General features: G+C 65.4%; 26 protein-coding genes and 2 tRNA genes. 19 read left to right on the forward strand and 9 right to left on the reverse strand.

Annotated elements, in window-relative coordinates:
- Positions 1–11 precede the first annotated feature (11 nt).
- From ACUH78_RS03075 to ACUH78_RS03095, 5 genes are all read right to left on the reverse strand, one after another.
- Complete coding sequence (locus tag ACUH78_RS03075; protein ID WP_445332626.1) at positions 12–1,382, reverse strand: tryptophanase; 1,371 nt, start codon at positions 1,380–1,382, stop codon at positions 12–14.
- Between the two features lie 361 nt (positions 1,383–1,743).
- Positions 1,744–2,148: a G protein-coupled receptor family protein gene (locus tag ACUH78_RS03080; protein ID WP_445332625.1), complete on the reverse strand. Its 405-nt coding sequence runs from the start codon at positions 2,146–2,148 to the stop codon at positions 1,744–1,746.
- Between the two features lie 175 nt (positions 2,149–2,323).
- Positions 2,324–2,399: transfer RNA gene (locus tag ACUH78_RS03085), tRNA-Asn, on the reverse strand.
- Between the two features lie 91 nt (positions 2,400–2,490).
- A tRNA-Asn gene (locus ACUH78_RS03090) sits at positions 2,491–2,566 on the reverse strand.
- 90 nt (positions 2,567–2,656) lie between these two features.
- On the reverse strand, positions 2,657–3,865 hold the full coding sequence (locus tag ACUH78_RS03095) for an amino acid aminotransferase (protein WP_418364682.1): 1,209 nt from the start codon (positions 3,863–3,865) through the stop codon (positions 2,657–2,659).
- A 151-nt stretch (positions 3,866–4,016) separates the two neighbouring features.
- Between ACUH78_RS03095 and uvrB the strand changes: the two genes are divergently transcribed.
- Both uvrB and ACUH78_RS03105 read left to right on the forward strand, forming a co-directional pair.
- A complete protein-coding gene (gene uvrB, locus ACUH78_RS03100) occupies positions 4,017–6,104 on the forward strand; it encodes an excinuclease ABC subunit UvrB (RefSeq protein WP_418364681.1) in 2,088 nt (695 codons plus the stop codon).
- A gap of 39 nt (positions 6,105–6,143) precedes the next feature.
- Positions 6,144–6,617: a low molecular weight protein-tyrosine-phosphatase gene (locus tag ACUH78_RS03105; protein ID WP_418364680.1), complete on the forward strand. Its 474-nt coding sequence runs from the start codon at positions 6,144–6,146 to the stop codon at positions 6,615–6,617.
- A 109-nt stretch (positions 6,618–6,726) separates the two neighbouring features.
- On the opposite strand, the gene ACUH78_RS03110 is transcribed toward ACUH78_RS03105, so the two are convergent.
- Entirely contained in the window at positions 6,727–9,855 is a 3,129-nt protein-coding gene (locus ACUH78_RS03110; protein WP_445332624.1) for an Rne/Rng family ribonuclease, read from the reverse strand.
- Positions 9,856–10,298: 443 nt separating this feature from the next.
- Here ACUH78_RS03110 and ACUH78_RS03115 point away from each other — a divergent pair, with 443 nt between their 5' ends.
- Positions 10,299–11,261: an RluA family pseudouridine synthase gene (locus ACUH78_RS03115; RefSeq protein ID WP_445332623.1), complete on the forward strand. Its 963-nt coding sequence runs from the start codon at positions 10,299–10,301 to the stop codon at positions 11,259–11,261.
- On the forward strand, positions 11,254–11,910 hold the full coding sequence (locus ACUH78_RS03120; RefSeq protein ID WP_445332622.1) for an HAD-IA family hydrolase: 657 nt from the start codon (positions 11,254–11,256) through the stop codon (positions 11,908–11,910). The genes ACUH78_RS03115 and ACUH78_RS03120 overlap by 8 nt, the downstream gene beginning before the upstream one ends.
- A 61-nt stretch (positions 11,911–11,971) precedes the next feature.
- On the opposite strand, the gene ACUH78_RS03125 is transcribed toward ACUH78_RS03120, so the two are convergent.
- Positions 11,972–12,718: an SAM-dependent methyltransferase gene (locus tag ACUH78_RS03125; protein WP_445332621.1), complete on the reverse strand. Its 747-nt coding sequence runs from the start codon at positions 12,716–12,718 to the stop codon at positions 11,972–11,974.
- On the reverse strand, positions 12,715–13,290 hold the full coding sequence (locus tag ACUH78_RS03130; RefSeq protein WP_418364675.1) for a Maf family protein: 576 nt from the start codon (positions 13,288–13,290) through the stop codon (positions 12,715–12,717). Before ACUH78_RS03130 ends, ACUH78_RS03125 begins: the two co-directional genes overlap by 4 nt.
- 47 nt (positions 13,291–13,337) lie before the next feature.
- On the opposite strand from ACUH78_RS03130, the gene ACUH78_RS03135 reads away from it, so the two are divergent.
- The 9 genes from ACUH78_RS03135 (at position 13,338) to ACUH78_RS03175 (ending at position 20,092) form a co-directional block, all read left to right on the forward strand.
- Complete coding sequence (locus tag ACUH78_RS03135) at positions 13,338–13,862, forward strand: YceD family protein (RefSeq protein ID WP_418364674.1); 525 nt, start codon at positions 13,338–13,340, stop codon at positions 13,860–13,862.
- A gap of 29 nt (positions 13,863–13,891) precedes the next feature.
- A complete protein-coding gene (rpmF, locus tag ACUH78_RS03140) occupies positions 13,892–14,071 on the forward strand; it encodes a 50S ribosomal protein L32 (RefSeq protein ID WP_418364673.1) in 180 nt (59 codons plus the stop codon).
- Positions 14,072–14,166: 95 nt separating this feature from the next.
- Positions 14,167–15,183, forward strand: coding sequence for a phosphate acyltransferase PlsX (gene plsX, locus ACUH78_RS03145; protein ID WP_418364672.1), 1,017 nt, complete (start codon positions 14,167–14,169; stop codon positions 15,181–15,183).
- On the forward strand, positions 15,180–16,145 hold the full coding sequence (locus tag ACUH78_RS03150; RefSeq protein WP_418364671.1) for a beta-ketoacyl-ACP synthase III: 966 nt from the start codon (positions 15,180–15,182) through the stop codon (positions 16,143–16,145). The genes plsX and ACUH78_RS03150 overlap by 4 nt, the downstream gene beginning before the upstream one ends.
- A gap of 32 nt (positions 16,146–16,177) precedes the next feature.
- The gene (gene fabD, locus ACUH78_RS03155; RefSeq protein WP_445332620.1) at positions 16,178–17,107 is read left to right on the forward strand and encodes an ACP S-malonyltransferase; all 930 of its coding nucleotides are present in this window, start codon (positions 16,178–16,180) and stop codon (positions 17,105–17,107) included.
- 3 nt (positions 17,108–17,110) lie between these two features.
- A complete protein-coding gene (gene fabG, locus ACUH78_RS03160; protein ID WP_418364669.1) occupies positions 17,111–17,860 on the forward strand; it encodes a 3-oxoacyl-ACP reductase FabG in 750 nt (249 codons plus the stop codon).
- Between the two features lie 84 nt (positions 17,861–17,944).
- A complete protein-coding gene (acpP, locus tag ACUH78_RS03165) occupies positions 17,945–18,184 on the forward strand; it encodes an acyl carrier protein (protein ID WP_011765359.1) in 240 nt (79 codons plus the stop codon).
- Between the two features lie 120 nt (positions 18,185–18,304).
- Entirely contained in the window at positions 18,305–19,540 is a 1,236-nt protein-coding gene (fabF, locus tag ACUH78_RS03170) for a beta-ketoacyl-ACP synthase II (RefSeq protein ID WP_445332619.1), read from the forward strand.
- Between the two features lie 45 nt (positions 19,541–19,585).
- A complete protein-coding gene (locus ACUH78_RS03175; protein ID WP_445332618.1) occupies positions 19,586–20,092 on the forward strand; it encodes a hypothetical protein in 507 nt (168 codons plus the stop codon).
- Positions 20,093–20,142: 50 nt separating this feature from the next.
- Here the strand turns inward: ACUH78_RS03175 and nadB are convergent, their stop codons facing one another.
- Positions 20,143–21,741, reverse strand: a complete 1,599-nt coding sequence (nadB, locus tag ACUH78_RS03180; RefSeq protein ID WP_445332617.1) for an L-aspartate oxidase — start codon at positions 21,739–21,741, stop codon at positions 20,143–20,145.
- Between the two features lie 320 nt (positions 21,742–22,061).
- On the opposite strand from nadB, the gene rpoE reads away from it, so the two are divergent.
- Genes rpoE through ACUH78_RS03210 form a run of 6 tightly spaced genes read left to right on the forward strand, consistent with a single transcriptional unit; the run spans position 22,062 to position 26,389 of the window.
- Positions 22,062–22,661, forward strand: a complete 600-nt coding sequence (gene rpoE / locus ACUH78_RS03185; protein WP_418364665.1) for an RNA polymerase sigma factor RpoE — start codon at positions 22,062–22,064, stop codon at positions 22,659–22,661.
- Between the two features lie 9 nt (positions 22,662–22,670).
- A complete protein-coding gene (locus ACUH78_RS03190; protein WP_418364664.1) occupies positions 22,671–23,225 on the forward strand; it encodes a sigma-E factor negative regulatory protein in 555 nt (184 codons plus the stop codon).
- Positions 23,222–24,190, forward strand: a complete 969-nt coding sequence (locus ACUH78_RS03195; RefSeq protein ID WP_445332616.1) for a MucB/RseB family sigma factor regulatory protein — start codon at positions 23,222–23,224, stop codon at positions 24,188–24,190. The genes ACUH78_RS03190 and ACUH78_RS03195 overlap by 4 nt, the downstream gene beginning before the upstream one ends.
- A complete protein-coding gene (locus tag ACUH78_RS03200) occupies positions 24,187–24,660 on the forward strand; it encodes a SoxR reducing system RseC family protein (RefSeq protein WP_418364662.1) in 474 nt (157 codons plus the stop codon). Before ACUH78_RS03195 ends, ACUH78_RS03200 begins: the two co-directional genes overlap by 4 nt.
- Complete coding sequence (locus tag ACUH78_RS03205; protein ID WP_445332615.1) at positions 24,657–26,117, forward strand: Do family serine endopeptidase; 1,461 nt, start codon at positions 24,657–24,659, stop codon at positions 26,115–26,117. Before ACUH78_RS03200 ends, ACUH78_RS03205 begins: the two co-directional genes overlap by 4 nt.
- A complete protein-coding gene (locus tag ACUH78_RS03210) occupies positions 26,114–26,389 on the forward strand; it encodes a glutaredoxin family protein (protein ID WP_445332614.1) in 276 nt (91 codons plus the stop codon). Before ACUH78_RS03205 ends, ACUH78_RS03210 begins: the two co-directional genes overlap by 4 nt.
- The last annotated feature ends 240 nt before the right edge of the window (positions 26,390–26,629 follow it).

The following is a 26,629-nucleotide window of genomic DNA, read 5'->3' on the forward strand; positions in this document are numbered from 1 at the left end:
GAGGTCCGCTCTCAGGCCCACGCACACTCGCAGGTGAAGTGGCGCAGGAAGGGCGGCTGCTTGACGATCCGCACGCCGCGGATGTTACGTGCGTCTTCCTTTACCTCGGCGATCACCTCGGCCGCGTAATCGAAATGCGACTGAGTGTACATGCGGCGCGGGAAGGCCAGACGCACGAGCTCCATGCTGTGGTAAGTCTCGCTGCCGTCCTCGCGGCGCTTGCCGAACATCACCGAGCCGATCTCCACGCCGCGGATGCCGCCCTGCAGATAGAGCGCGTTGCACAATGCCCAGGCGGGGTATTGCTCGACGGGCATGTCGGGCAGGATGCTGCGTGCGTCGATATACACCGCGTGGCCGCCGGTTGGGCGCATGATGCCCACGCCGGCGGTTTCCAGTCGCTCGCCGAGGTATTCCGCGGTGCGCAGGCGATAGCGCAGGTAGTCCTCATCGATGCCTTCCTGCAGGCCCACCGCGAGCGCCTCGAGATCCCGGCCCGCCAGGCCGCCGTAAGTCGGGAAGCCTTCGGTGAGGATCAGCATGTTGCGCACCGCGTCCATCCATTGTTCGTCGCGCAGCACGATGAAGCCGCCGATATTGACCATGCCGTCCTTCTTCGCGCTCATGGTGCAGCCGTCGGCGAGCGAGAACATTTCCTGCACGATGGCCTTCACCGGCACGTCCGTGTAGCCCGGCTCGCGCATCTTGATGAACATCGCGTTCTCGGCGAAGCGGCACACATCCATGATCAGCGGCTTGCCATGGCGGTGCAGCAGCTCGGAATAGGCGCGCATGTTGGCCATCGACACCGGCTGGCCGCCGCCGGTGTTGTTGGTCACCGTGATCATGCCGAAGGGGATGCTGTCGCCGCGGGTGCGCAGCAGGTGCTCGACGCGGTCGAGGTCGATGTTGCCCTTGAACGGGTGGATCAGCGCCGGCTGCAGGCCTTCGGGGATGACGAGGTCGAGTGCCTCGACACCGAGGTATTCGAGGTTGGCGCGCGTGGTGTCGAAGTGGCAGTTGTTGGGCACCACGTCGCCCTTCCTGCATGCGGCGGTGAACAGCACCTTCTCGGCGGCGCGGCCCTGATGCGTGGGCATGAAGTGCTCCATGCCTGTGAGTTCGCGGATCACCGCCTGCAGGCGGTAGAAGCTGCGTGCGCCGGCGTAGCTTTCGTCGCCCTCCATGATCGCCCCCCACTGCCGGCTCGACATCGCACCGGTGCCCGAGTCGGTGAGCCAGTCGATCAGCACGTCCTCGGCCCGCAGGCGGAAGGGGTTGAGACGGGCTTCGTCCAGCAGGCGCTCGCGCTCGGCGCGCGTGGTCATGCGGATCGGCTCGATGCTCTTGATGCGGAAGGGTTCGATCAGGGTGGTGGGCATGGCGGCTCCAAGTGCATTCGTGAACGGAGCAGGGAAATTAAGACCGAAAACCGGAGCGTGGTGTCGCTTATTTGCAACAGGTTCGGGTCGTCTTCCCACTCGCGACCTAATCGCGGGTGATCACCTCTGAGGGCAGGATGCCGGCAAAATCGCCGCTGGCGGTGTCTGCGGGTCCGCCCGGGTGGTGAGCATATCCTTGGTGCGGCAAGCTATTACTTAGAAGGAACTGTTGGTCAGACTGAGATGCCTCTTGCAACGCAAGAAAGTGGTGGGAAACTTGGCATTTCCCACCGTTCACGGGCATGTCACTTATGCAACCGTCCGACTACCGTCCGCAGGCCTCGGGACGGATCGAGGTGGCTTAGTTCAGGTCAGCCCAGGTAGTACCTTTCTTACGGTCGTACCGCAGCGAGACCTTGGAAGTGGAGCACAGGTTCAGGTTTTCCCACACGGCTTCTTCGCCGTCATCGTAGACCACCTTCATGTCCCATTGGCAGCCCTTCGAGCCTTGCTCGAACTCGATGTCGACGCTTTCGTTGTTCGCGAGGACGTCGCTGCCCATGACGTCTTCTTCCCAGTCGTTGCTTGAGGCTGACGAGACATACACCTCACTTATCACGTAGCCAGTCCTGTTCAAGAGGCTAAAATCGAGGTTCTCAGCATGTGCGGCAGTTGCGGCAAAGAGCGGAGCGCAGACGAGCGCCAGCATCGGGAATAGCTTTTTCATCAATTGTCCTTCATCTTGATAATCGGCAAAGGCGCTCACGAAGGTTCATAACCCTGTGGACCGTTTATTGGGGTGCGTTCTTCGTGGAGGCGGAGAATGCGGCAGCAGTAACTTCATGTGGGCAGCGCGAACGTCATGGGCGAGTCACTTTTCGCGCCGTGCATCCCCGTAAACGAAAAATGCCATCCCGAAGGATGGCACTCTCGTTTGATGCTGGCTCCCCGACCTGGGCTCGAACCAGGGACCTACGGATTAACAGTCCGGCGCTCTACCGACTGAGCTATCGGGGAATTACCTTTTTACAGCTTTCGCTGCGAGTTACTCTTCCGCAGCCTTCGCTGCGACTTGCTGTTCCTGTGAGAAACACCAAGTCCTGAAACTTGGCTCCCCGACCTGGGCTCGAACCAGGGACCTACGGATTAACAGTCCGGCGCTCTACCGACTGAGCTATCGGGGAACAGAGGCGCGCATTTTAGGCAGACCGCGCGCGCTCGTCAAGGCAGAGCGGCGTTTTTCTGGATGCCGTCTGCCTCGACGTGCGCCGGTGTCAGCCCTTGACCACCTGCGCGATCGCCTTGGCGACGTAGCCGATGTTCTTCGAGTTGAGCGCGGCCAGGCAGATGCGGCCGGTCGAGACGGCGTAGATGCCGAAGTCGGACTTCAGCGTCTCGACCTGTGCGGCGGTCAGGCCAGTGTAGGAGAACATGCCACGCTGCTTGATCACGAAGGAAAAGTCCTGCGCCACGCCCGCCGCCTTGAGCTGCTCGACCAGGCCGGTGCGCATGGCGCGGATGCGTTCGCGCATGCCGCCGAGCTCGTCTTCCCACATCTGGCGCAGCTCGGGCGAGGACAGCACCGCGGCGACGATGGCGCCGCCATGGATCGGCGGGTTGGAGTAGTTGGTGCGGATCACGCGCTTGACCTGCGACAGCACGCGGCCGGCTTCTTCCTTGCTGGCGGTGACGATGGACAGTGCGCCGACGCGCTCGCCGTAGAGCGAGAAGCTCTTCGAGAACGAGCTCGACACGAAGAACTGCAGGCCGCTGGCCGACAGGGCGCGCACGGCCACGGCGTCGGCGTCGATGCCTTCGGCAAAGCCCTGGTAGGCCATGTCGAGGAAGGGGATGAGGCCGCGCTCACGGCACACGGCGACCACTTCGTCCCACTGCGCATCGGACAGGTCGGCGCCGGTAGGGTTGTGGCAGCAGGCGTGCAACACGATGATCGAGCCGGGTTGCAGGCTGTCGAGCTTGGCCTTCATGCCGGCGAAGTTCACGCCGCGGGTGGCGGCCTCGTAGTAGGGGTAGTTTTCGACCGGGAAGCCGGCTGACTCGAACAGCGCGCGGTGGTTCTCCCAGCTCGGGTCGGAAATGTAGACGGTGGCGCCGGGCACCAGGCGCTTGAGGTAGTCGGCGCCGACCTTGAGCGCGCCGGTGCCGCCGAGGGCCTCGACGGTGATGGTCTGGCCGCTGGTGGCGAGCTGCGAGTCCTTGCCGAAGAGCAGGCCCTGCACCGCGTTGTTGTAGGCGGCGGGGCCTTCGATCGGCTGATAGCCGCGCGGCGGCATGGCTTCGAGGCGTGCCTTCTCGGCGGCGCGCACGGCGGCGAGCAGCGGGATCTTGCCGTTGTCGTCGTAGTACACGCCGACGCCGAGGTTGACCTTCTCGGCGCGGGTGTCGGCGGCGAAGGCCTCGTTGAGGCCAAGGATCGGGTCACGGGGCGCCATCTCGACGGCGGCGAAGATCGAAGCGGACATGAGGACTCCAGTTGTTCCGGTAGGGCAGCGGTGGGTGTGCGTGGTGGGAACGGACTTGCGCCGTGCCTTGTCACGCGATTTGGGAAATAATCGGCGTTTTCGTCCGGCCTCGCCATGCGGCGATGCACCGGAATGGAGCAGGAATTTTAGCATGACGACTCAAGGCAATAGCGCCGGAAACGATGCACCGCAGCATGGCGGGACGGTGCTCGGCTTCGAGGGCAGTCCCTTCCGCCTGCACCAGCCCTTTCCGCCGGCGGGCGACCAGCCCGAGGCGATCCGCCTGCTGTGCGAGGGCGTGGAGGATGGCCTGATGTACCAGACCCTGCTCGGCGTGACCGGCTCGGGCAAGACCTACACCATGGCCAACGTCATCGCCCGGATGGGCCGCCCGGCACTGGTGCTGGCGCCGAACAAGACGCTGGCGGCGCAGTTGTACGCCGAGTTCAAGGAGTTCCTGCCCGAGAACGCGGTCGAGTACTTCGTCAGCTACTACGACTACTATCAGCCCGAGGCCTACGTGCCCTCGCGCGACCTTTTCATCGAGAAGGACTCTTCGATCAACGAGCACATCGAGCAGATGCGGCTGTCAGCGACCAAGAGCCTGATGGAGCGCCGCGACGTGGTGATCGTGGCGACGGTGTCGTGCATCTACGGCATCGGCGACCCGGTGGATTACCACGCCATGATCCTGCACCTGCGCGAGGGCGAGCGCATGGCGCATCGCGACCTCATCCAGCGCCTGGTGGCGATGCAGTACACCCGCGCCGACATCGATTTCCGCCGCGGTACCTTCCGCGTGCGCGGCGACGTGATTGACGTTTTCCCGGCGGAGAACGCCGAGCTTGCGGTGCGTATCGAGATGTTCGACGACGAGATCGAGCATCTGACGCTGTTTGACCCGCTCACCGGCCACCTCAAGCACAAGCTGGCGCGCTTCACCGTGTATCCGTCCAGTCATTACGTGACCCCGCGCGCGACCGTGCTCGAGGCGATCGAGAAGATCAAGGAGGAACTGAAGGAGCGCATCGCGCTGTTCCAGCGCGAGGGCAAGTTGGTGGAGGCGCAGCGCATCGAGCAGCGCACCCGCTTCGACCTCGAGATGTTGAACGAGATGGGCTTCTGCAAGGGCATCGAGAACTACTCGCGTCATCTGTCGGGCCGCGGCCCGGGCGAGCCGCCGCCCACTTTGATCGACTATCTGCCGCAGGACGCGCTGCTGTTCATCGACGAGTCGCACGTCGCCATCGGCCAGGTCGGCGGCATGTACAAGGGCGACCGCTCGCGCAAGGAGAACCTCGTCGGTTACGGCTTCCGCCTGCCATCCGCGCTGGACAACCGGCCGCTGAAGTTCGACGAGTTCGAGCGCCTGATGCCGCAGACCGTTTTCGTGTCGGCGACGCCGGCGAAGTACGAGGAGGAACACCAGGGGCAGGTGGTGGAGCAGGTGGTGCGCCCGACCGGCCTGATTGATCCGGTGGTCGAGGTGCGCCCGGCGATGACGCAGGTGGATGACCTGCTCACCGAGATCAAGAAGCGGCTCGAGGTGAACGAGCGCGTGCTGGTAACCGTGCTGACCAAGCGCATGGCCGAGGACCTCACCGACTACCTCGCCGACAACGGCATCCGCGTGCGCTACCTGCACTCCGACATCGACACCGTGGAACGGGTCGAGATCATCCGCGACCTGCGTCTGGGCGAGTTCGATGTGCTGGTGGGCATCAACCTGCTGCGCGAGGGCCTGGACATCCCGGAGGTGTCGCTGGTGGCGATCCTGGATGCGGACAAGGAGGGTTTCCTGCGCTCCGAACGCTCGCTGATCCAGACCATCGGTCGCGCTGCGCGCCACCTCCACGGCACCGCCATCCTCTACGCCGACCGCATGACCGATTCGATGAAGGCGGCCATCGGCGAGACCGAGCGCCGCCGGCAGAAGCAGGTCGCCTTCAACGAGGCGAACGGCATCGTGCCCAAGTCGGTGACGAAACGCATCAAGGACATCATCGACGGGGTCTATGATTCGGATGGGGCCAAGCGTGACGCCGCCCGTGTGGCCGAGAAGGACGCCGACTACGCGGTGATGGACGAGAAGTCGCTGGCGCGGGCGATCAAGCGCTTGGAAAAGGAGATGCAGGAACACGCCCGCAACCTGGAGTTCGAGAAGGCCGCTGCGGCGCGCGACGAGTTGTTCAAGCTTCGCCAGCGCGCATTTGGCGCAGACCAGCACGGCAGCGTTTGACGAACGAACAAGAAGAAAGCATCGGAAGGAGGGGATGAAATGACGAGGGTTCTTTTCGTCTGCACTGGGAATATCTGCCGTTCGCCAACCGCGGAGGGCGTTGCGCGGCACTTCATCGAGACTGGTGGACTCAGTGGCCTGGTGGAAGTCGATTCTGCCGGCACGCATGGTTACCACGCCGGCGAGGCGCCCGATCCACGTACGCAGAAGGCCGCGCAGCAGCGCGGTTACGACCTGTCGGGCCTACGCGCGCGCAAGCTTGAGGCGCGTGATTTCCTCGAGTTCGACCTGCTGCTGGCGATGGACCGCGGCCATCTGGAAGCGATGCGGCGCCAGTGCCCACCGGTATACCAGCCGCGGCTGCGGCTGTTTCTGGAATTCGACGGTTTGCGACGCTTTGGTGACGAGGTGCCCGATCCGTACTACGGTGGGCCGCGCGGCTTCGATCTCGTGCTCGACATGTGCGAGCACGGTGTGCGCGGGCTGCTGGATGCGGTGGCAACCCGGGTCTGAGTTCTGGCTGGCGGCGCCTTTCCGGTGGGACGGCGCAGGGTAGGGAAGAAAAGAAGGCCATCCGATTTTGGATGGCCTTCTTCCGCGTGAGACGCTCTGCCTGTAAGGCTTACTTCTGCGTTTCGACCTGTTGCAGCGGTTCGTCGATAACCACCGGTGCCGGACGCGGCTTGCGGCCCAGACGGACGGGCGCTTCGACGGCGCCCGTGCCGAACTGGGAGAGCTTGCCGGGATCAGTTTCAATCTTGATCAGGCCGCTGTCCGCGGCCGGTGCCTCAGATGCGCCTGCGGGCTGAGCTGCCTCGGTCTCCGTGGCCACGGTCTGTGCCTCACTCGCCGGCGTTTCGGGTACCGCAGTCGGGGCGAGCGGTGCAGGAGCACGCTCCACTTCTGCAGCGGCCTCTGGCGCCGATTCGATGGAAACGGCGTCGGTGGCAACAGCTTCGGCGGCAGCGGCTTCGATCGCAACCGTCTGCTGCTCGACGGCTTCTGCGAGGGAAGCCTCCACCTTTTCGTGCTCGACCGGTTCCTGGCTGGCGAGCGCGCTTGCCGCCTGTTCCGTTGCAGCCTCCGGTACAGCGGCGGGCGCAGTGGTTTCGGGTTGCTCGGCCACTGTTGCGCTGACTGCCTCCGCGTGGGCGACCTGGGTGGCGGCGTCCTGGGTGGAAGCAACCTGAGGGGCATCGCGCTCGGTGGCGACCGCACCGGCTTCCACCGGCAGCGGTGCCGGAGCCTGCTCGGGCGGCGTGCTTTCCTCGGTCTGCACGGTTTCGGCTGCCGCGACGGCGACCGGAAGCTCGGCTGCAGCCTGTTCGGTCTGCAGGGAGGGGATCCCGGCGATGGTGTCGACTGCCTGCGGGGCAGCCTCGGCGGCCGCTGCGGCGCTCACGGTTTCGGCTGCGGGTTCGTCTGCGGTAGCGGTCGCTTCGGCAGAGGGCGCTTCTGCTGCGGGCGCGGAGTCGTCGCGCGCTTCGTCGCCGTCGCTCGATTCAGCGGCGGAGGCGACCGCCTGGCCTTCGCTGGTGCGACGGCCACGGCCGCGGCCGCGCCGACGGCGCTTCTCGGACGGTGCCGTTTCGCCCTCGGTGGATTCCGCCTGTGCGGTCGCGTCGACTTCCGCCGCGCCAGTATCGGTGCTCGGGGCGGCCATGCTTGCTGCGGCGGCGGTCTTTAGCAGCTCTTCCTCTGCGCTCGGTGCGCGGTTCTCGGTACTGCGCTCCGTGCTGTCCTCGCTGCGGTTGCCGCGCTGGCCACGGCCGCGGCGGCTGCCCTCACTGCGCTCTGCGCGTTCGCCGCGCTCGCCCTGGCTGCGCTGAGGTTTCTCGGCGCCCTCGGGGCGTTCGCTGCGTTCGGTTCGCTCGGTGCGCTCGCCACGGCCACTGCGGCCGCCCTGCTGCGATTCGCCGTCGCGTTCGCCACGCCGGCTACGGTTGCCGTTGCTGCGGCGGCCTTCGCCGTTGCGCTCACTGCGACCGCGCGGCTCGCGCTTGGGCGTTTCCTCGATGACTGCTGCGGGCGCAGGCGCGGCTTCCGCCTTACCGCCCGAGAGCCAGCCGAACAGACGTGCAAACAGGCCCTTGGCGGCAGGCGCAGCCGCAGCGGCGGGCGCGGGAGCCGTGACCGGGGCGGGCTGTGATGGTGCGATACCCTTGACCGCTGCTTCAGGACGGGCGGGGCGCTCGTTGGCCTTGGAGGGCAGACGGGCGTCCTCCTCGGCGGGCTTTTGCACCATCTGGTAGCTGGCCAGCGCGATGTCTTCGGCGTTGAGCTGGTCGTGACGCAGGCGAATGATCTCGTGTGCCGGCGTCTCGAGGTGGCGGTTCGGCACGATGATCAGCTGCACCTTGTGGCGCATCTCGATGCGTGCGATGTCGACCCGTTTCTCGTTGAGCAGGAAGGTGGCCACGTCGACCGGCACCTGCAGGTGCACTGCGCCCGTGTTGTCCTTCATGGCCTCTTCTTCGAGGATGCGGACGATGTGCAGGGCCGACGATTCGGTGCTGCGGATGTGGCCGGTGCCGTTGCAGCGCGGGCAGGGGATGTAGCTGGTCTCGGCCAGCGCCGGACGCAGGCGCTGGCGCGACAGCTCGAGCAGGCCGAAGCGGCTGATCTTGCCCGTCTGCACGCGGGCGCGGTCGTGGCGCAGTGCGTCGCGCAGGCGGTTCTCGACCTCGCGTTGGTTCTTGGCCGACTCCATGTCGATGAAGTCGATCACGATCAGGCCGCCCAGGTCGCGCAGGCGCAACTGGCGGGCGATCTCGTCGGCTGCCTCGCAGTTGGTGCGGAAGGCGGTTTCCTCGATATCCGAGCCCTTGGTGGCACGGCCCGAGTTGACGTCGATCGAGACCAGCGCCTCGGTGTGGTCGATCACGACTGCACCGCCCGAAGGCAGGTTCACCTGGCGCGAGTAGGCGGATTCGATCTGGTGCTCGATCTGGAAGCGCGAGAACAGCGGCACGTCGTCGCTGTAGCGCTTCACTCGGGCGACGTTGCCCGGCATCACGTGGGCCATGAACTGCGTGGCCTGCTCGTAGATGTCGTCGGTGTCGATCAGGATCTCACCGATATCAGGCTGGAAGTAATCGCGGATCGCGCGGATGACCAGGCTGCCTTCCTGATAGATGAGGAAGGCGCCGGACTGGCTCTGGGCTGCACCCTCGATCGCGCGCCACAGCTGCAGCAGGTAGTTGAGGTCCCACTGCAGTTCTTCGGCACTGCGGCCAATGGCTGCGGTGCGGGCGATCAAGCTCATGCCCTGGGGCACTTCGAGCTGGTCCATGTTCTCGCGCAACTCGGCGCGCTCGTCACCCTCGACGCGGCGCGAGACACCGCCGCCGCGCGGGTTGTTGGGCATGAGCACGAGGTAGCGGCCCGCCAGCGAGATGTAGGTGGTGAGCGCTGCACCCTTGTTGCCGCGCTCGTCCTTCTCGACCTGGACGATGAGCTCCTGGCCTTCCTTCAGTGCCTCCTTGATGGAGGCCTTGCCGGCATCCACGCCCGGCTGGAAATAGGCCCGGGAAATTTCCTTGAACGGCAGAAAGCCGTGGCGATCAGCGCCATAGTCGACGAAAGCCGCCTCGAGGCTGGGCTCGATACGGGTGATGACCGCCTTGTAGATGTTGCTCTTGCGTTCTTCTTTTGCGGCCGATTCGATATCGAGGTCGATCAGTTTCTGACCGTCCACGATCGCGACGCGCAGTTCTTCGGCCTGCGTCGCATTGAAAAGCATGCGCTTCATTTGGATCGTTCTCCCGCGCAAATCACACGGGCAGGACGAACGGCGCGCACCATCGCGCTTTCCGGGTTCAGGAGCGATTGGGTAGAGCTGCTGCTTTCATCCGGTGGGTTGATCGGGCTGTGATGGGTCGGCTGGTCGAAATTCTCTTGCTCCCGCCCGGCGTGCCGCGTGGGCTTCGGGCCGGAGCATTTGATCCTGCGTGTGTGACTTGTACGTCAAAATCCAACCCGTGGGCTGGATGGGTATGTCGAAGGTGATCGCTTGCGTTACCATCGGCGCCTTTTCGGCCTTGGATGGCATGCAAGGGTGTAGCCGGGAGCGCTCTTCAGGGCTCATTGCCAGCAGTCTGCCTGCGTCTTCCTTGGCAGATGTTTCGACCTGCAGGATGTTGTGACGCCGCACTTGGCTGGACGCGACCGGTTAACCGCGCAGAAGTATATTTCATGACGACGATTGAAAGCAAAGCGATCGCTGTGCGCCACGAGCGCATCGACGACGCGGCCGCAGGGCAGCGCATCGACAATTACCTGCTGCGCCTCGCCAAGGGCGTGCCGAAGAGTCACGTCTATCGCATCCTGCGCAGCGGTGAGGTGCGGGTGAATGGGCGCCGTGTGCAGCAGACCTACCGTCTGCAGGAGGGCGACGAGGTGCGCATCCCGCCCATCCGCATCGCCGAGCCGACGCGCAGCGCGCCCGCGCCGGCGGGCAAGCCGTTGCCGGTGGTCTATGAGGACGATGCGCTGCTGGTCATCGACAAGCCATCGGGCAAGGCGGTGCATGGCGGCAGCGGGGTGAGCTACGGCGTGATCGAGCAGCTGCGCGTGCAGCGCCCGGAGCTGCGCATGCTCGAGCTTGCGCATCGCCTCGATCGCGAGACCTCGGGCTTGCTGATCGTCGCCAAGAAGCGCTCGGCCCTGACGGCGCTGCACGACATGATGCGCGCGGGGAGTGTGGAGAAGCGCTACCTGACGCTGGTGCCCGGGCGCTGGACGAACGCGATGCAGCACGTCAGGGCGCCGCTGTACAAGTACCTGACCCCGGAGGGTGAGCGTCGCGTGCGTGTGGCTGAGGACGGCAAGCCTGCGCACAGCATCGTGCGTCTGGTTCGGCGCTGGCGCGACTACAGCCTGCTCGAGGTGGAACTCAAGACCGGGCGCACCCATCAGATCCGCGTGCATCTCGCCCACCTGGGCTTTCCCTTGTGCGGCGATGACAAATACGGCGATTTCGCGCTCAACAAGCAGCTCGAGGGCGAGGGGCTGCGGCGCATGTTTCTGCATGCGGCGCTGTTGCGTTTCGCCCATCCCTTGAGCGGCGCGGCGCTGTCCTTCGCATCGCCGCTGCCCGATGACCTGCAATCCTTCATCGAGCGGCTCGATGCCGCGGAGAAAAATGCCCATGGCTGAACGTTTTGACCTCATCGTCTTCGACTGGGATGGCACGCTGATGGATTCGGCGGGCGCGATCGTGCGCGCGATGCAGGCCGCGACCCGCGACCTCGGCCTTGCCGAGCTGCCGGAGGAGCGTGCGCGCTACGTGATCGGGCTGGGGTTGGGCGAGGCCCTGCGTCATGCGGTCCCGGACCTGGAAGAGTCGGCCTATCCGCGCATGGTGGAGCGTTACCGGCACCACTATCTGTCCTCGGATCAGGAGCTCTCGCTGTTCGAGGGCGTGGTCGAGATGATCGACGCGCTCGCAGCGCGCGGGCACCTGCTCGCGGTCGCCACTGGCAAGAGTCGGATCGGGCTCGACCGGGCGCTGGGGCATTCCGGGCTGGGGCGCTACTTCCACGCCACGCGCTGTGCGGATGAGTGCTTCTCCAAGCCCCATCCGGCGATGCTCGAGGCGCTGATGGACGAGTTGGGCGCCAGCCCGGAGCGCACGCTGATGATCGGCGATACCACGCACGACCTGCAGATGGCGAAAAATGCGCGCACTGCGAGTCTCGGCGTGGGCTTCGGTGCACACCCCCTGGCGGCGCTAGAGGCAGAGTCGCCGCTTGCCTGCGTTCGCACGCCGGCCGAGATGGCGAGCTGGCTGTTGATGCACGCCTGAGCAGCTTCCGGGGTGCTTTCGACTCGTAGCGCTTGCGTCGGGGTGGGGGTTGCTCGGGGCGTCAGGCGAGAACGAGGAACAGGGTCGGTCGCCGTGCCAGTGCGGGCCGTTCCGCCTTGCGCCAGTCTCGCACGGTGCGGGTGAGGATCGTCTCGCCTGCCGTATTGAGGTCGCAGGCGACGCAGACGCGGGTGGCGGGGCCGAGCTGCTTCAGCAGTGCTTCGAGCATGCGTTCGTTGCGGTACGGCGTCTCGATGAAGAGCTGCGTGCGTCCGAGCCGGCGCGATTCTTCCTCCAGTGCGCGCAGGCGCGCATCGCGCTCCATCTCTGCGACCGGGAGATAGCCGTGGAAGGCGAAGCTCTGGCCGTTCAGTCCGGAGCCCATCAGCCCGAGCAGAATGGAGGACGGGCCGACCAGCGGCGCGACGCGGATCCCGAGCGCGTGCGCGCGGGCCACGAGGCGGGCGCCCGGGTCGGCCACCGCGGGGCAGCCGGCGTCCGACATCAGGCCGAGGTCGTGACCAGCGACCGCGGGTGCGAGCAGGGCGTCGAAGGCGGCGTCCGTCGCCTTGTCCGGATCTCCGGGGAGTTCCTGGATGTCCGTTTCGCGCAGGGGGTAAGGGTAGTCCAGCTGTTTGAGATGCGCGCGTGCCGCGCGCGCAGTTTCGACCACGAAGTGGCGCAGCTCCGCCGCGACGGCTTGCGCCTGCGCGGGCAGGAAGGCTGGCCAGGGCGTGGTTTCGCCCAGCGCCACCGGCAGCAGGTACAGCGTTCCCTTGCTGGTGGCGTGGTTTGCCGCCGCGCTCATGGCAACTCCACGCCTTCGGCGCGCAGCATGCGGGACAGGGCGATCAGCGGCAGGCCGATCAGTGCGGTGGGGTCGTCGCCGCGCATGGCTTCGAGGAGCGCGATGCCCAGTCCTTCGGACTTCGCGCTGCCGGCGCAGTCGAGCGGTCGCTCGCGCGCAACATAGCGTTGGATCTCCGCGTCGCTCAAGTCGCGGAAGCGCACATGGGTGGGGACGCCTTCCACCTGGATGTGACCGCTGCGTGTGTTGAGCAGGGCGAGCGCGGTGTGAAACACGACCGTCCTGCCGCGCATGCGCTGCAGCTGGGCGATCGCGCGCTCTTCGGTGCCGGGTTTGCCGAAGATCTCGTCATCGAGATAGGCAACCTGATCGCTGCCGATGATCAGCGCGTCCGGCCAGCGCGCAGCGACCGCGCGCGCCTTCTCGCAGGCGAGGCGCTCGGCGGTGGCCGCCGGGCGCTCGCCTGCGAGCGGTGCCTCGTCGGTCTCGGGTCGGTCTGTGTCGAAGGGGAGTTGCAGCCGCTCGAGCAGAATCTTGCGGTAGGCAGAGGTGGAGGCGAGGACGAGATTCATGATGTGGCTTTACACGCAAGTGGAAAAAATCATATCATGCGCGGCTTATGTCGCAACAAGGCGTTCCGTCCAGGGTCATTCATGATCCGTTCAGGTTTGCTACCGAGCACCGCGCCCTGCAGGGTGAAGTGCAGGTGGCCGATTTGCCGCGTCTGGCCGACGCGCTGGCCTCAACCGAGGCCGCGCTGAAGTGGTCGCTGGAGGGGGCGACGGTCGACGGTGTGCAAGGTACGGAGCCCCGTCTGCGGTTGACGGTTGCGGGCGAGCTCGATCTGTCTTGTCAGCGTTGTCTGGGCGGGCTTGCATGGCCTGTGCAGCTTGAGACGGTGCTGCAGCCGGTGCGTGCCGGTCAGCCGATCCCCGAGGAAGAGCTCGAGGACGATCAGGTCGATGCGATCGAGATCGATGGCGATCTCGATGTGCTTGCGCTGCTCGAGGACGAGGTGCTGCTCGCCATGCCAATCGCCCCGCGACACCAGGTTTGTGAACTGCCGTCCCCAGCGGGGGCGGCGTCAAAAGAATCGCCTTTCGCTGCGCTGGCGTCGCTGCGAGGCAGTCCCAGCGCGAAATAGGCGCGATATTTGTTTTAGGAGTTTTATCCATGGCCGTTCAACAGAACAAGAAGTCCCCGTCCAAGCGTGGCATGCACCGTGCCCACGATTTCCTCACCGGCCCGGCGCTGGCGGTCGAGGCGACCACCGGTGAAGTGCATCTGCGCCACCACATCAGCCCGAACGGTTTCTACCGCGGCAAGAAGGTTCTGAAGGCCAAGGGCGAGTAATCCGGCAGCCTGGATGCGCGAAGGCGGCGCAGGGCGCTTGGCGCCCGCGCCGCCTTTTTTCCGACCACGATAACTAGAAAGCACGCGATATGCCGATGGGTGTCACCATTGCGATCGACTGCATGGGTGGCGATCACGGCCCGGTCGTGACCGTGCCCGCAGCGCTGGATTTCCTGCGCAGCCACCCCCAGGCCGGGGCGATCCTTGTCGGCCGGGAAGAGGCGATTCGGCCCCTGCTGGGCAATGCAGCCTCCGAATACGGCGCCCGGCTTCGGGTGCATCCTGCCAGCGAGGTCGTGACCATGGACGATCCGCCTGCGATCGCCATGCGCAACAAGAAGGACTCTTCGATGCGGGTCGCGATCGACCTGGTCAAGTCGGGGGAGGCCAACGCGGCAGTGTCCGCTGGCAACACCGGCGCATTGATGGCGATCTCCCGTTTCGTGCTCAAGACGCTGCCTGGCATCGACCGGCCCGCGATCGCGACCATCCTGCCGTCGGTGAAGGGGCATACCTATGTCCTCGATCTGGGTGCCAACGTCGATTGCAGTGCCGAGCACCTGCTGCAGTTCGGCGTGATGGGCGCGATGCTGGTAGCGGCGATCGAGCACAAGGAACGCCCCAGCGTCGGTCTGCTGAACATCGGCGAAGAGGTCATCAAGGGTAACGACGTCGTGAAGGAAGCGTCCGAACTGCTGCGTGGCAGCGGGCTCAACTTCTACGGTAACGTCGAGGGCAACGACATCTACGAAGGTACGGTTGATGTGGTTGTCTGCGATGGCTTCGTGGGCAACGTCGCGCTCAAGACCTCCGAGGGGCTGGCGCAGATGATCGGCGCGTTCCTGAAGCAGGAGTTCAAGCGTTCCCTGCTGACCCGGCTGATGGGTCTGTGTGCGTTGCCGGTGCTGCTGCGCTTCAAGAAGCGGGTCGATCACCGGCTCTACAATGGCGCGCCGCTGCTGGGTCTGCGCGGGGTGGTGCTGAAGAGTCACGGGTCTGCCGACAAGCTGGCGTTCGGCAATGCGCTGGGGCGTGCAGCCGAGGCGGCTTCGAACTGCCTGATCGAGCGCATCAGCGAGCGTATGGCGAGCATGAACGAGGTGAATGGATGATCTACGCACGCATCGCGGGTACCGGAAGTTTCCTGCCCGGCAGTCCGGTCAGCAACGACGATCTCGTCGCCCGGGGGATCGATACCTCCGACGAGTGGATCGTCACCCGCTCGGGCATCCGTGCACGCCACCTCGCGGCCGCTGACGTGGGTGCCAGCGATCTGGCGCGCATCGCCGCCGAGCGCGCGATCGAGGCGGCCGGCTGCGAGGCCGATGACATCGATCTGGTCATTGTCGCCACCTCGACGCCCGACTACATCTTCCCCAGTACGGCCGCGCTGGTGCAGTCCAAGCTTGGCATCCGCAACGGCGGTCCGGCGTTCGACGTGCAGGCGGTGTGCAGCGGCTTTGTGTATGCGCTCTCCATCGCGGAGAAGTTCATCCGTTCGGGCAGCCACAAGCGCGCGCTCGTGATCGGCGCAGAGGTGTTCTCGCGTATCCTCGACTGGTCCGACCGCGCTACCTGCGTGCTGTTTGGCGACGGCGCCGGCGCGGTGGTGCTCGAGGCATCGGAGCGGCCGGGCATCCTGTCTTCCGCGCTGCATGCCGACGGCAGCCATCACCCGATCCTGTGCGTGCCGGGCGGCGTGGCTTCCGGACAGGTGATCGGCGACCCCTTCCTGCGCATGGACGGCCAGGCCGTGTTCAAGTTTGCGGTCAAGGTGCTCGGCGACGTGGCCCAGGAAGTGCTGGACATCGCGGGCGAGGGTAACGAAAGTGTCGACTGGCTGGTCCCTCATCAGGCGAACATCCGCATCATCCAGGCCACGGCGAAGCGCCTCGGCCTGCCGATGGAGCGCGTGGTCACGACGGTCGATCACCACGGCAATACCTCGGCGGCGTCGATCCCGCTTGCCCTTGATGAGGCGGTGCGTGGCGGAATGATCCGTCCGGGGCACCGGGTCATCATCGAAGGCGTGGGTGGCGGCTTCACCTGGGGCGCAGCCCTGATCGATTTCTGATACTTCCCGAACTCCCAAAACTGGAGAACAGCATGGCATTTGCGCTGGTTTTTCCCGGCCAGGGCTCGCAGTCGGTCGGCATGATGGCCGCCTATGGCGAATCGGCCGTGATTCGTGACACCTTCGCCGAAGCGTCCGAGGCGCTGGGCGAGGATCTCTGGACGATGGTCTGTGATGGCCCGGCGGAACGTCTGGCGTTGACCGTCAATACCCAGCCTCTGATGCTGACTGCGGGCGTCGCGGCCTATCGTGCCTGGCTTGCTGCAGGTGGTCCGAAGCCCGACATTGTCGCCGGCCATAGCCTCGGGGAGTACTCGGCTCTGGTCGCCGCGGGTGCGCTGGCCTTCAAGGATGCGGTGCCGCTGGTGCGCTTCCGCGCCCAGGCCATGCAGGAAGCGGTGCCGGCGGGCGAGGGCGCGATGGCTGCAGTGATGGGGCTGGAGGCCGACGCGGTGCGGGAGGCCTGCGCCGAAGCGGCGCAGGGACAGGTCGTCGAGGCGGCCAACCTGAACGCCCCTGGCCAGATCGTGATCGCGGGCGCAAAGGCTGCGGTGGAGCGTGCAGGTGAGATCGCCAAGGCCAAGGGCGCCAAACGCGCCGTGCTGTTGCCGGTTTCCGCGCCCTTCCACTGTGCACTGATGCGTCCGGCTGCGGAGCGCCTGGCTGAACGTCTGGCCGGTGTGTCGATCTCGCAGCCGGAGATTGCCGTCATCAACAACGTCGATGTTGCGGTGTACGACGAGCCGGAGAAGATCCGTGATGCGCTGGTGCGCCAGGCATATGCGCCGGTGCGCTGGATTGAACTGGTGCAGGCGATGGCCGGCCGTGGCATGAGCCACATCATCGAGTGCGGACCGGGCAAGGTGCTTGCAGGCATGACCAAGCGCATCGCCAAGGATGTGGAAGGGGGTTCGGCGCACGATGCGGCCAGCCTCGAGCAAGCCATTGGCGCAGTGAGGTGAATCATGAGTTTTTCGCTTGAAGGTCAGGTCGCGCTGATCACCGGCGCGTCGCGCGGCATCGGTCGTGCGGTGGCGCTCGAACTGGGGCGCCTCGGCGCTACCGTGGTCGGCACCGCAACGTCCGACTCCGGCGCTGCCGACATCGGTAAAGCGCTCGCCGAGACAGGTGTGCAGGGGGCCGGCATGGCGCTTGACGTCACCGATGCCGCGGCCTGCGAGGCGCTGGTCGGCGAGATCGAGAAGCGCTTCGGTGCCATCGGCATCCTGGTCAACAATGCCGGGATTACGCGCGACAACATCTCGATGCGCATGAAGGACGAGGAATGGGACGCGGTGATCGACACGAACCTGCGCGCCGTTTTCCGCATGAGCAAGCTCGTGATGCGCGGCATGATGAAGGCCCGCAACGGGCGCATCATCAACATCACCTCGGTGGTGGCCAGCTCCGGTAATGCGGGTCAGGCCAACTACGCTGCGGCGAAGGCCGGCGTGGCGGGCATGACGCGCGCACTGGCGCGCGAGTTGGGGAGCCGCAACATCACGGTGAACTGTGTTGCCCCCGGTTTCATTGATACCGACATGACGCGCGCGCTTCCCGAAGCCGCGCGCGACGCCCTGTTGGGCAACATCGCGCTGGGTCGCCTGGGTCGTCCGGAAGAGATTGCCGGCGCCGTGGCGTTCCTCGCATCTCCCGCGGCCGCGTACGTGACGGGAACCACCCTGCACGTGAATGGCGGCATGTACATGTCCTGACGCTCGTCGGGATAGCGGTTCCCCGGCGTTTTGGTAGAATACGCCGGCTTTTTAAATACACCTGTCTCAGGAAGGAGTTGGTTCATGGAGAACATCGAACAGCGCGTCAAGAAGATCGTCGCTGAGCAACTTGGCGTGAACGAATCGGAGATCAAGAACGAATCTTCGTTCGTGGATGATCTGGGCGCGGATTCGCTGGACACCGTGGAACTCGTCATGGCGCTGGAAGAGGAATTCGAGTGCGAGATTCCGGACGAAGAGGCCGAGAAGATCACCACCGTCCAGCAGGCGATCGACTACGTCAACGCCCACCTCAAGAAGTAAGCCTCTTTCGCGCTCCTGAAGCGTTGCCTGCCCGGTGCCCGCAGGGTTCTGCGGTGACCCCGGGCGGGTTTTCGTTCTTTGGGGTTTCATTCCTTTTTACCGAATTCAACGGAGTTGCCTGTGTCGCGTCGTAGAGTCGTCGTCACCGGTCTGGGCGTGATCTCGCCGGTGGGCAATACGGTTCCGGAAGCTTGGAACAACCTGATTGCCGGCAAGAGCGGCATCGGTCCGATCACCCGCTTCGACGCCAGCAATTTCGCTTCGCGCGTTGCGGGCGAAGTGAAGGATTTCGATGTGTCCGCCTACCTCTCGCCCAAGGAGGCACGCCGCATGGATGTATTCATCCATTACGGCATGGCAGCGGGCATCCAGGCAATCCGCGACTCCGGCCTCGAGGTCACCGAGGCCAACGCCGATCGCATCGGTGTCAATATCGGCTCCGGCATCGGCGGCCTGCCGATGATCGAGGAAACGCACAACGACTTCCTCGGCGGTGGTCCGCGCAAGATCTCGCCCTTCTTCATTCCCGGCACGATCATCAACATGATCTCGGGCAACCTGTCGATCATGTTCGGCATGAAGGGGCCCAATCTCGCGGTGGTCACGGCCTGCACGACCGGACTGCATGCGATCGGCATGAGTGCGCGCATGATCGAATATGGCGATGCCGACGTGATGGTCTGCGGCGGCGCCGAGTCGACCGTCACCAATCTCGCCATCGGCGGCTTTTCCTCGGCCAAGGCGCTGTCCACGCGCAACGACGACCCCGCGACTGCCAGCCGTCCCTGGGACAGGGATCGCGACGGCTTCGTGCTTGGCGAAGGCGCCGGTGTGATGGTGATCGAAGAGTACGAGCATGCGGTCAGGCGTGGCGCGAAGATCTACGCCGAGCTTGGCGGCTTCGGCATGAGTGGCGATGCCTATCACATGACGGCGCCCGATACCGACGGTCCGCGTCGCAGCATGCTTAACGCATTGAAGAACGCCGGCGTCAATCACGATCAGGTGCAGTATCTCAACGCGCATGGCACCTCCACGCCGCTCGGCGACAAGAACGAAACCGAGGCGATCAAGCTTGCCTTTGGCGTCGAGAATGCCAGGAAGCTGGTCGTGAACTCGACCAAATCGATGACGGGTCACCTGCTCGGCGGGGCGGGCGGCGTCGAGTCGGTGTTTACTGTACTTGCGGTGCATAACCAGATTTCGCCGCCGACGATCAACATCTTCGAACAGGACCCCGAGTGCGATCTGGACTACTGCGCGAACGTCGCGCGGGAAATGAAGATCGATGTCGCGCTGAAGAACAACTTCGGCTTCGGCGGTACGAACGGGACGCTGGTCTTCCGGCGCTTCTGAACCCGGTCCGTCGCGGGCGACATGCAGTTCCCGCGCGAGATCAGGATGCAGCCCTCCCGGGCTGTGATGGCGTCAGTGCGGGTTGCGCATCTCGCAGCCGCGCTGGCGCTTTTTCACGTGTTCGGTTCGGGCGTCGGCGTGGAGGATGAAGTCGTGAATGGCGCTCGGGTCGCAGCCCTGCTGATGGTGTGGGGCGTGCTGCTGGCGACTTTGTGGCACGGTCTGCGCGCCGAGGCTGCAAAACGTGGGGTGAGCATCCTGCTGGAGCCGGGAGGTGAACTGGTGTGGTTTGCCTCCGACGTGGAACAGGGTGTGCTGTGCGGCACAGTGCCCTCGGCGACCGTGGATCTTGGTTGGGCGGTGTGGCTGAGGCCGGTGCCGCGGGTCGAGATGGGCGAGGGCACAGGAATGCCGGCGCCGGTGCCTTGGCTCATGCTGGTGCGCGCCAACGTGGGAGGCAGCGACTGGCGCGCGCTGAAGATCTGGTTGCGGCACAAGACATCACGGGACCCGGCTGCCGCGACCGAATCCCCGCCGCACTCGGTGGTCTGAAGCCTCGCCGCCGTCGGCTGAGCGCGGCGGCGTGAGTCGGCCTTCAAGCGTCAGCGCGCAAGCCCCCTGGGTGTTGCCGGGCGCAGGACAGTGTCGCGAGCCCGTGGCAGCATCTCGGGGTAGTCGCGCGAATGATGCAGCCCACGGCTTTCCTTGCGCCGAAGCGCGCAACGCACGATCAGATCAGCGGTGACCACGAGGTTGCGCAGTTCGATCAGGTCGTTGCTGATGCGGAAATTCGAGTAGAACTCGTTGATCTCGCGTTCGAGCAGGCGGATGCGGTGCTGCGCGCGACGCAGACGTTTGGTGGTGCGCACGATGCCGACGTAGTCCCACATGAAGCGGCGCAGCTCTGCCCAGTTGTGGGCGATGACGATCTCCTCGTCGGCATCGGTGACCCGGCTCTCGTCCCAGTCCGGCAGCTTCGGTGCCGGCCGGCGCTGCTTGGAAAGGATGTCCTTCGCTGCGGCTTCGCCAAACACCAGACATTCGAGCAACGAGTTGCTCGCCAGGCGGTTTGCGCCGTGCAGGCCGGTGCAGGCGGATTCGCCCACCGCGTACAGGCCCGGCACATCCGTACGTGCGGATAGGTCGGTGACGATGCCGCCGCAGGAATAATGCGCTGCCGGAACGACCGGGATGGGTTCGCGCGTGATGTCGATGCCCAGTTCCAGGCAGCGCGCGTAGATGTTCGGAAAATGCCCGCGCAGCCAGTCGGCAGGCTTGTGGCTGATGTCGAGGTAGACGCAGTCGATGCCGCGTTTCTTCATCTCGAAGTCAATCGCGCGTGCGACGATGTCGCGCGGCGCGAGTTCCTCGCGTGCATCGTGCTCGGGCATGAAGCGCGTGCCATCGGGCAGTTTCAGCAGTCCACCTTCACCGCGCACCGCTTCGGAGATGAGGAAAGACTTCGCCTGCGGGTGGTACAGGCAGGTGGGGTGGAACTGGATGAATTCCATGTTGCCCACCCGGCATCCGGCGCGCCACGCCATGGCCACGCCGTCGCCGGTCGCGACGTCGGGGTTGGTCGTGTACAGGTAGACCTTGCCGGTGCCGCCGGTAGCGAGCACGGTGTGCTGGGCGGAGAACGTGACCACACGGTCGTTGACGATGTCGAGTACGTAGGCGCCGAGGCAGCCGGCGCCGGGGTGGCCGACCTTGTCACCGACGACCAGGTCCACTGCGATGTGGTGGTCGTAGATGTCGATGTTCGGGTGGTTGCGAACATGGTCGCCGAGCGTGGCCTGCACTGCAGCGCCGGTGGCGTCTGCGGCATGGATGATGCGTCGGTGCGAGTGCCCGCCCTCGCGCGTGAGGTGGTAGCCGAGCTCTGAATCTGCCTCGCGCGTGAAGGGCACGCCGCGGTCGATCAGCCACTCGATGGCGCGCTTGCCGTTCTCGACCACGAAGCGGGTCGACTTGGGGTTGCACAGGCCGGCGCCGGCAACGAAGGTGTCCTGGATGTGCGCTTCGATGCTGTCGGCGGTGTCGAGCACCGCGGCGATGCCGCCTTGCGCCCAGTTGCTGGCGCTGTCGGCCAGTTCCCGTTTGGTGACCAGCGCGACGCGAAGGTGGTCGGCAAGCCGGAGCGCCATGGATTGGCCAGCCGTGCCGCTGCCAAGAATGAGAACGTCGTACTGTTTCAGCAAGATGTCGCTCGGGCCGGATTAAAGGGAGAACGAATATAGCACGCCATGAGAGGCCCCAATAAACCCGCTCGACCGTGCGGGCCTTGCGAGTGACCGCTCGCGAACTGCTCGATCCTGGCGGCTGGCGCCGCCTTGACAGGTGCGCCAGGCATGCAGGTCTGCATGCGAGGCGGGTTACCGAGCGGCGTTTGCGGATGAGCGCCTGAACTATTTTGCAGGGGCCGGGTCATCTGACTGTCTTCGACTACTGCTGTTGGCGTGACCGGTCGCTTATAATCCGGGCGTTTTGTCATTCAAATACCCGGAAGAACCCAGTTCCCATGAGCGATCGTGAACTCGATCAGCAACTCGTCGAGCGCGTGCAGCGCGGCGACAAGCAGGCGTTCGGCTTGCTGGTATCCAAGTACCAGCGCAAGCTGAATCGTCTGCTTTCCAGGCTGATACGCGATCCAGCCGAAGTCGAGGACGTTGCGCAGGAGACCTTCATCAAGGCCTACCGCGCATTGGGCTCGTTCCGGGGAGACAGTGCGTTCTACACCTGGCTGTACCGTATCGGTGTCAATACGGCCAAGAACTATCTCGTCTCCCAGGGCAGAAGGGCGCCAACGTCGACCAGTTTCGACTCCGAGGAGGCGGAAACCTTCGAGGACGGCGATCAGTTGCGTGACATCAACACGCCCGAGCGGCTGATGATGACCCGCCAGATCGGCGAGACCGTGGAGGACGCAATGGCCGCGCTGCCGGAGGAATTGAGAACCGCCATCATGCTGCGCGAGCTCGAGGGTCTGAGCTACGAGGAGATCGCCGGCATCATGGAGTGCCCGATAGGGACCGTGCGCTCGCGGATCTTCCGTGCGCGCGAAGCGATTGCTGAACGTCTGCGGCCTCTGCTCGATACGGCCCCGGACAAACGTTGGTAGGTAACGAGTATGAAGGACAAGGTATCGGCTCTGCTCGATGGAGATCTCGACGATCAGGCCTCTCTGGCCGTGTTCGAACGCTTGCGTCGGGATCCGGATCTGCGCGAGGACTGGGAAACCTACTGTCTGATCGGCGACACGCTGCGCGGAGACCAGCCGCGATCGAGCGGGTTCGTCGCGCGCGTCATGAGTGAACTCGAGGACGAACCCACGCTGCTCGCACCGCTCGCCCAGCCGGCGCGCGCGCAGGCGGATGGTGATGGGCGCAGACTGTGGCGGTCGCTGATGCCGCTGGCCGCCTCGGTGATGGGCGTGGCCGCGGTCGGACTCGTCGCTGCGACGCTCTATCGGCAGGAGGCGCCGGCGCCGCAGATTGCTTCCAACGCGGCCGTCGTGCAGCTCGTCAAGGCCGCGCCGTCACAGGCGGGTACGGCAGGCTTGGGCGACGACCCGCTGCGCGAATACGTGTTCGCGCACCAGGGCCTGTCGCGTAGCGGCCCGCTGCCGGCGGGCGTGCAGTACGTTCGCACCGTTTCCGATCAGCGTCTGGGTGCCAACCGATGAGGTTGTTCGCGGTCGCGCTCGGCTTTTGCGCCCTGCTGGCGCAGGGGCCCGCTTGGGCGGACGCGCCCTCCGATCCGTTGTCCTGGCTTGGCCGGATTGCCTCGGCCGGGCAGCGGCTCAATTATGTGGGTACGTTCGTCTATCAATCCGGCGGACAGGTCGAGACCTCCCGTATCGTTCATCGCGTGGAAGGTGGGGTCGAATACGAACGCCTAGAAGTGCTCGATGGCAGTCCGCGCGAGGTGATCCGGCGGGGGAACGAGGTTCACTGCGTGTTGCCCGAGCGGCGTACGGTGATCATCGACGAAGCGGCCGGGCGACGTGCCTTTCCTGCGCGGCTACCGGGCTCGCCAGGTGGTCTCGCCGAGCACTACCGCATCCGCAAGGGCGAGGTGAGTCGCGTCGCAGGATACGAGGCGCAATCCGTGGTGCTGGAGCCTCGGGACAACCTGCGCTATGGACATGTGCTGTGGGCAGAGATGCAGACGGGCCTGCTGCTGAAGTCGCGTACGGTGGACGCGGGCGGCGGGCTGGTCGAGCAGTTCAGTTTCAGTGACTTGCAGATCGGTGGCGAGGTCGATCCCGCCCTGCTCGAGTCCCGCTTCGACCAGGGCGAGGGCTGGCAGGTAGTCAATGCGCGCGGCAACGATCTGGATGAGCGTGATGCAGGGTGGTCGCTCGCGGAGCCCTTGCCCGGCTACACCCTCAGTTCGGTGATGCGCAGGCCGCTCGGCCGTGAGCGCGGTGAGGCCTTGCACATGGTGTTCAGCGATGGTCTCGCTGCGATCTCGGTCTTCATCGAGCCTGTCGGGGACGCGTCGGCGATCGGCCTCGGGCCGATCTCGAACGGAGCCATCAGCATTTTCAAACGCACGGTGAACGGGCATCTGGTCACGACCCTGGGCGAAGCGCCTGAGCAGGCCGTGCGGCGGCTCGGCGAGAGCGTGCGGGCCCGCGAGCAATGATGCAGGCGCGGGCGCGCGTTCTTCGGGTCGAGGGCGGGCAGGCCTGGTTGAAGCTGTCCGAGAGTACCGGTGGCTGCGGGCGCTGCGACGAGCCGGGGGGCTGCCGCTCGGTGCAGATCAGTCATGCCTTCGGCCTGCCGAAGGAGGAGTTCGTGCTGCCGACCCGGCTGGATCTGAAGCCGGGTGACAGCGTGCTGATCAGCATCCCGGAGGGCGCTCCGTTGCGCGCGGCATTCGCGAGCTACGGGCTGGCCTCGCTGCTGCTGCTGCTGGGGGCTGCGCTGGGAAATCACCTGGGCGGCGCAGTGCGGGCGGATCTCTACGCCCTGATCGGTGCGCTCCTTGGTCTCGGCCTTGCCTGGGCAGCCAACCGGGCGCTTCCGCGTAGCCGCAACTGGCGCAGTCGCCTGCACATGGAGCTCACGCGGGAGGACGAGTGCGTACGAACCTTGCGCCCGTTGCAGCAATGAAGCGTCCGTCCGCGCATTCTCCCGACTGGGCCTTGCGGGTCTTCGTGGTCGTGCTCTGCGCGTGGCTGCTGCTTCCCCTCGGGACCGTGGGTGCGGCAGAGATCGTGCTGCCCGACTTCCGCGTGCTCGCCGCTCAGCAGGGCGCAGCCGTGGTCAACATCAGCGCGACGCAGCGCAGTGAGGCTCCGGTGCGCATGCCGTTCCGGCTTCCGGAACTGGACGAGTCGGACCCGATGTTCGACTTCTTCCGAAAATTCATCCCCCGCACGCCGGACAACCCCGGTCTGGGCGCCGACCCGGAGGACCGTTCGCTCGGGTCTGGCTTCATCATTGGCGCGGACGGTTACATCCTCACCAATGCGCACGTGATCGAGGGCGCCGAAGAGGTGCTGGTGCGGCTCGCGGACAAGCGCGAGTACGATGCCACTGTAATCGGTGCGGATGTCCGTAGTGACATTGCACTGCTGCACATCGATGCCGCTGATCTGCCGCACGTGGTGCTTGGCGATCCGGAAGCGCTGCAGGTGGGGGAGTGGGTGCTGGCGATCGGGTCGCCGTTCGGATTCGAGCAGTCGGTGACGGCAGGCATCGTCAGCGCGAAGGGGCGCAGCCTGCCGGATGAGAACTTCGTACCCTTCATCCAGACCGATGTGGCGATCAACCCGGGTAATTCGGGTGGGCCGCTGTTCAACCTGCGCGGCGAGGTGGTCGGCATCAACTCGCAGATCTACAGCCGTACCGGTGGCTTCATGGGCCTGTCGTTCGCAATTCCGATCGATGTTGCCATGGACGTGCAAGCACAGTTGCGCACCCAGGGCCGGGTGGAGCGTGGCCGGATCGGGGTGTCCATCCAGGAGGTCACGCGCGACCTGGCAGACAGCTTTGGTCTGCCCCGTCCTGCAGGCGCACTGGTGAGCATGGTCGAACCGGAGGGGCCCGCTGCGCGCGCGGGCGTGATGCAAGGGGACGTGATCGTGCGCTTCAACGCGCGTGTGGTGGAAAGCTCCGCCGACCTGCCGCGCATTGTCGCCGCGGCGCGCCCGGGCAGCAGGGCGCAGGTGGAGATCTACCGCGGTGGCGTGCCGGAGGCGCTGGAGATCGAGGTCGGCGAGTGGCAGGATCCGGAGCAGGCGCCCGAGCAGGCCGCTGCGCAGGGGCCGGCTCAGGCGCCCAACCGCCTCGGCCTGGAACTGGCCGAGCCCACAGCGGTGCAGCGCCGTGAGCGTGGCATTGAAAGCGGCCTGCTGGTGCAGCGTGCGCAGGGTCCAGCCGCGCGTGCCGAGATCGTTCCCGGCGACCTGGTGCTGGCGCTGGTGAGAAAGGGGCAGCAGATCCGCCTGGGCAAGCTCGCCGATTTCGAGCACGCGGTCGCTGGGCTTGCACCCGGCGAGCAGGTGACGCTGCTCGTCCATCGTGGCGATGGTGCATCCTTCGTCAGCCTGCGGGCGGCGCGATGACCGGCGAGACGGCAGATGCCTGCTTCACGGTCATGAGCCGGCAGTGGTGCCACCTGTGCCACGACCTTGTTGCCGCGCTCGAGCCGATCGCGCAGGAGTATGGCTGGCGCATATGCGTGATGGACGTCGATGAGGATCCTGCGCTGGAGGCGCGCTGGGATGAACTGGTGCCCGTGCTGCTGCACGGCGAACAGGTGTTGTGCAACTACCATCTCGACGAAGCGGCGGTACGCGCTTATTGCAGTGGTTTTCCGCTAGAATCGCGGGCTTGACGCGGTCGCCAAGCACCGGCCGCGACCCTTCCGAACATTTTTCCGAAACGGGTGCTGTGAGGCACCCTTTTCGTTTCGCTGAACCATATTCGCAACTAAGTCAAGCACTCCCAGTGCTGGCGCGGCTTGCAGCCCGGTCGGGCTCGTTGCGCTTCACGACATACCCGCTTTTCTACCCGCACTTTCAGGCGCTACCCGCACGCGGGGTGCCCCGCACCAACGAAAAACCCCCTTGCGGGG

This window comes from Thauera sp. ZXT1-4 (assembly GCF_052598215.2).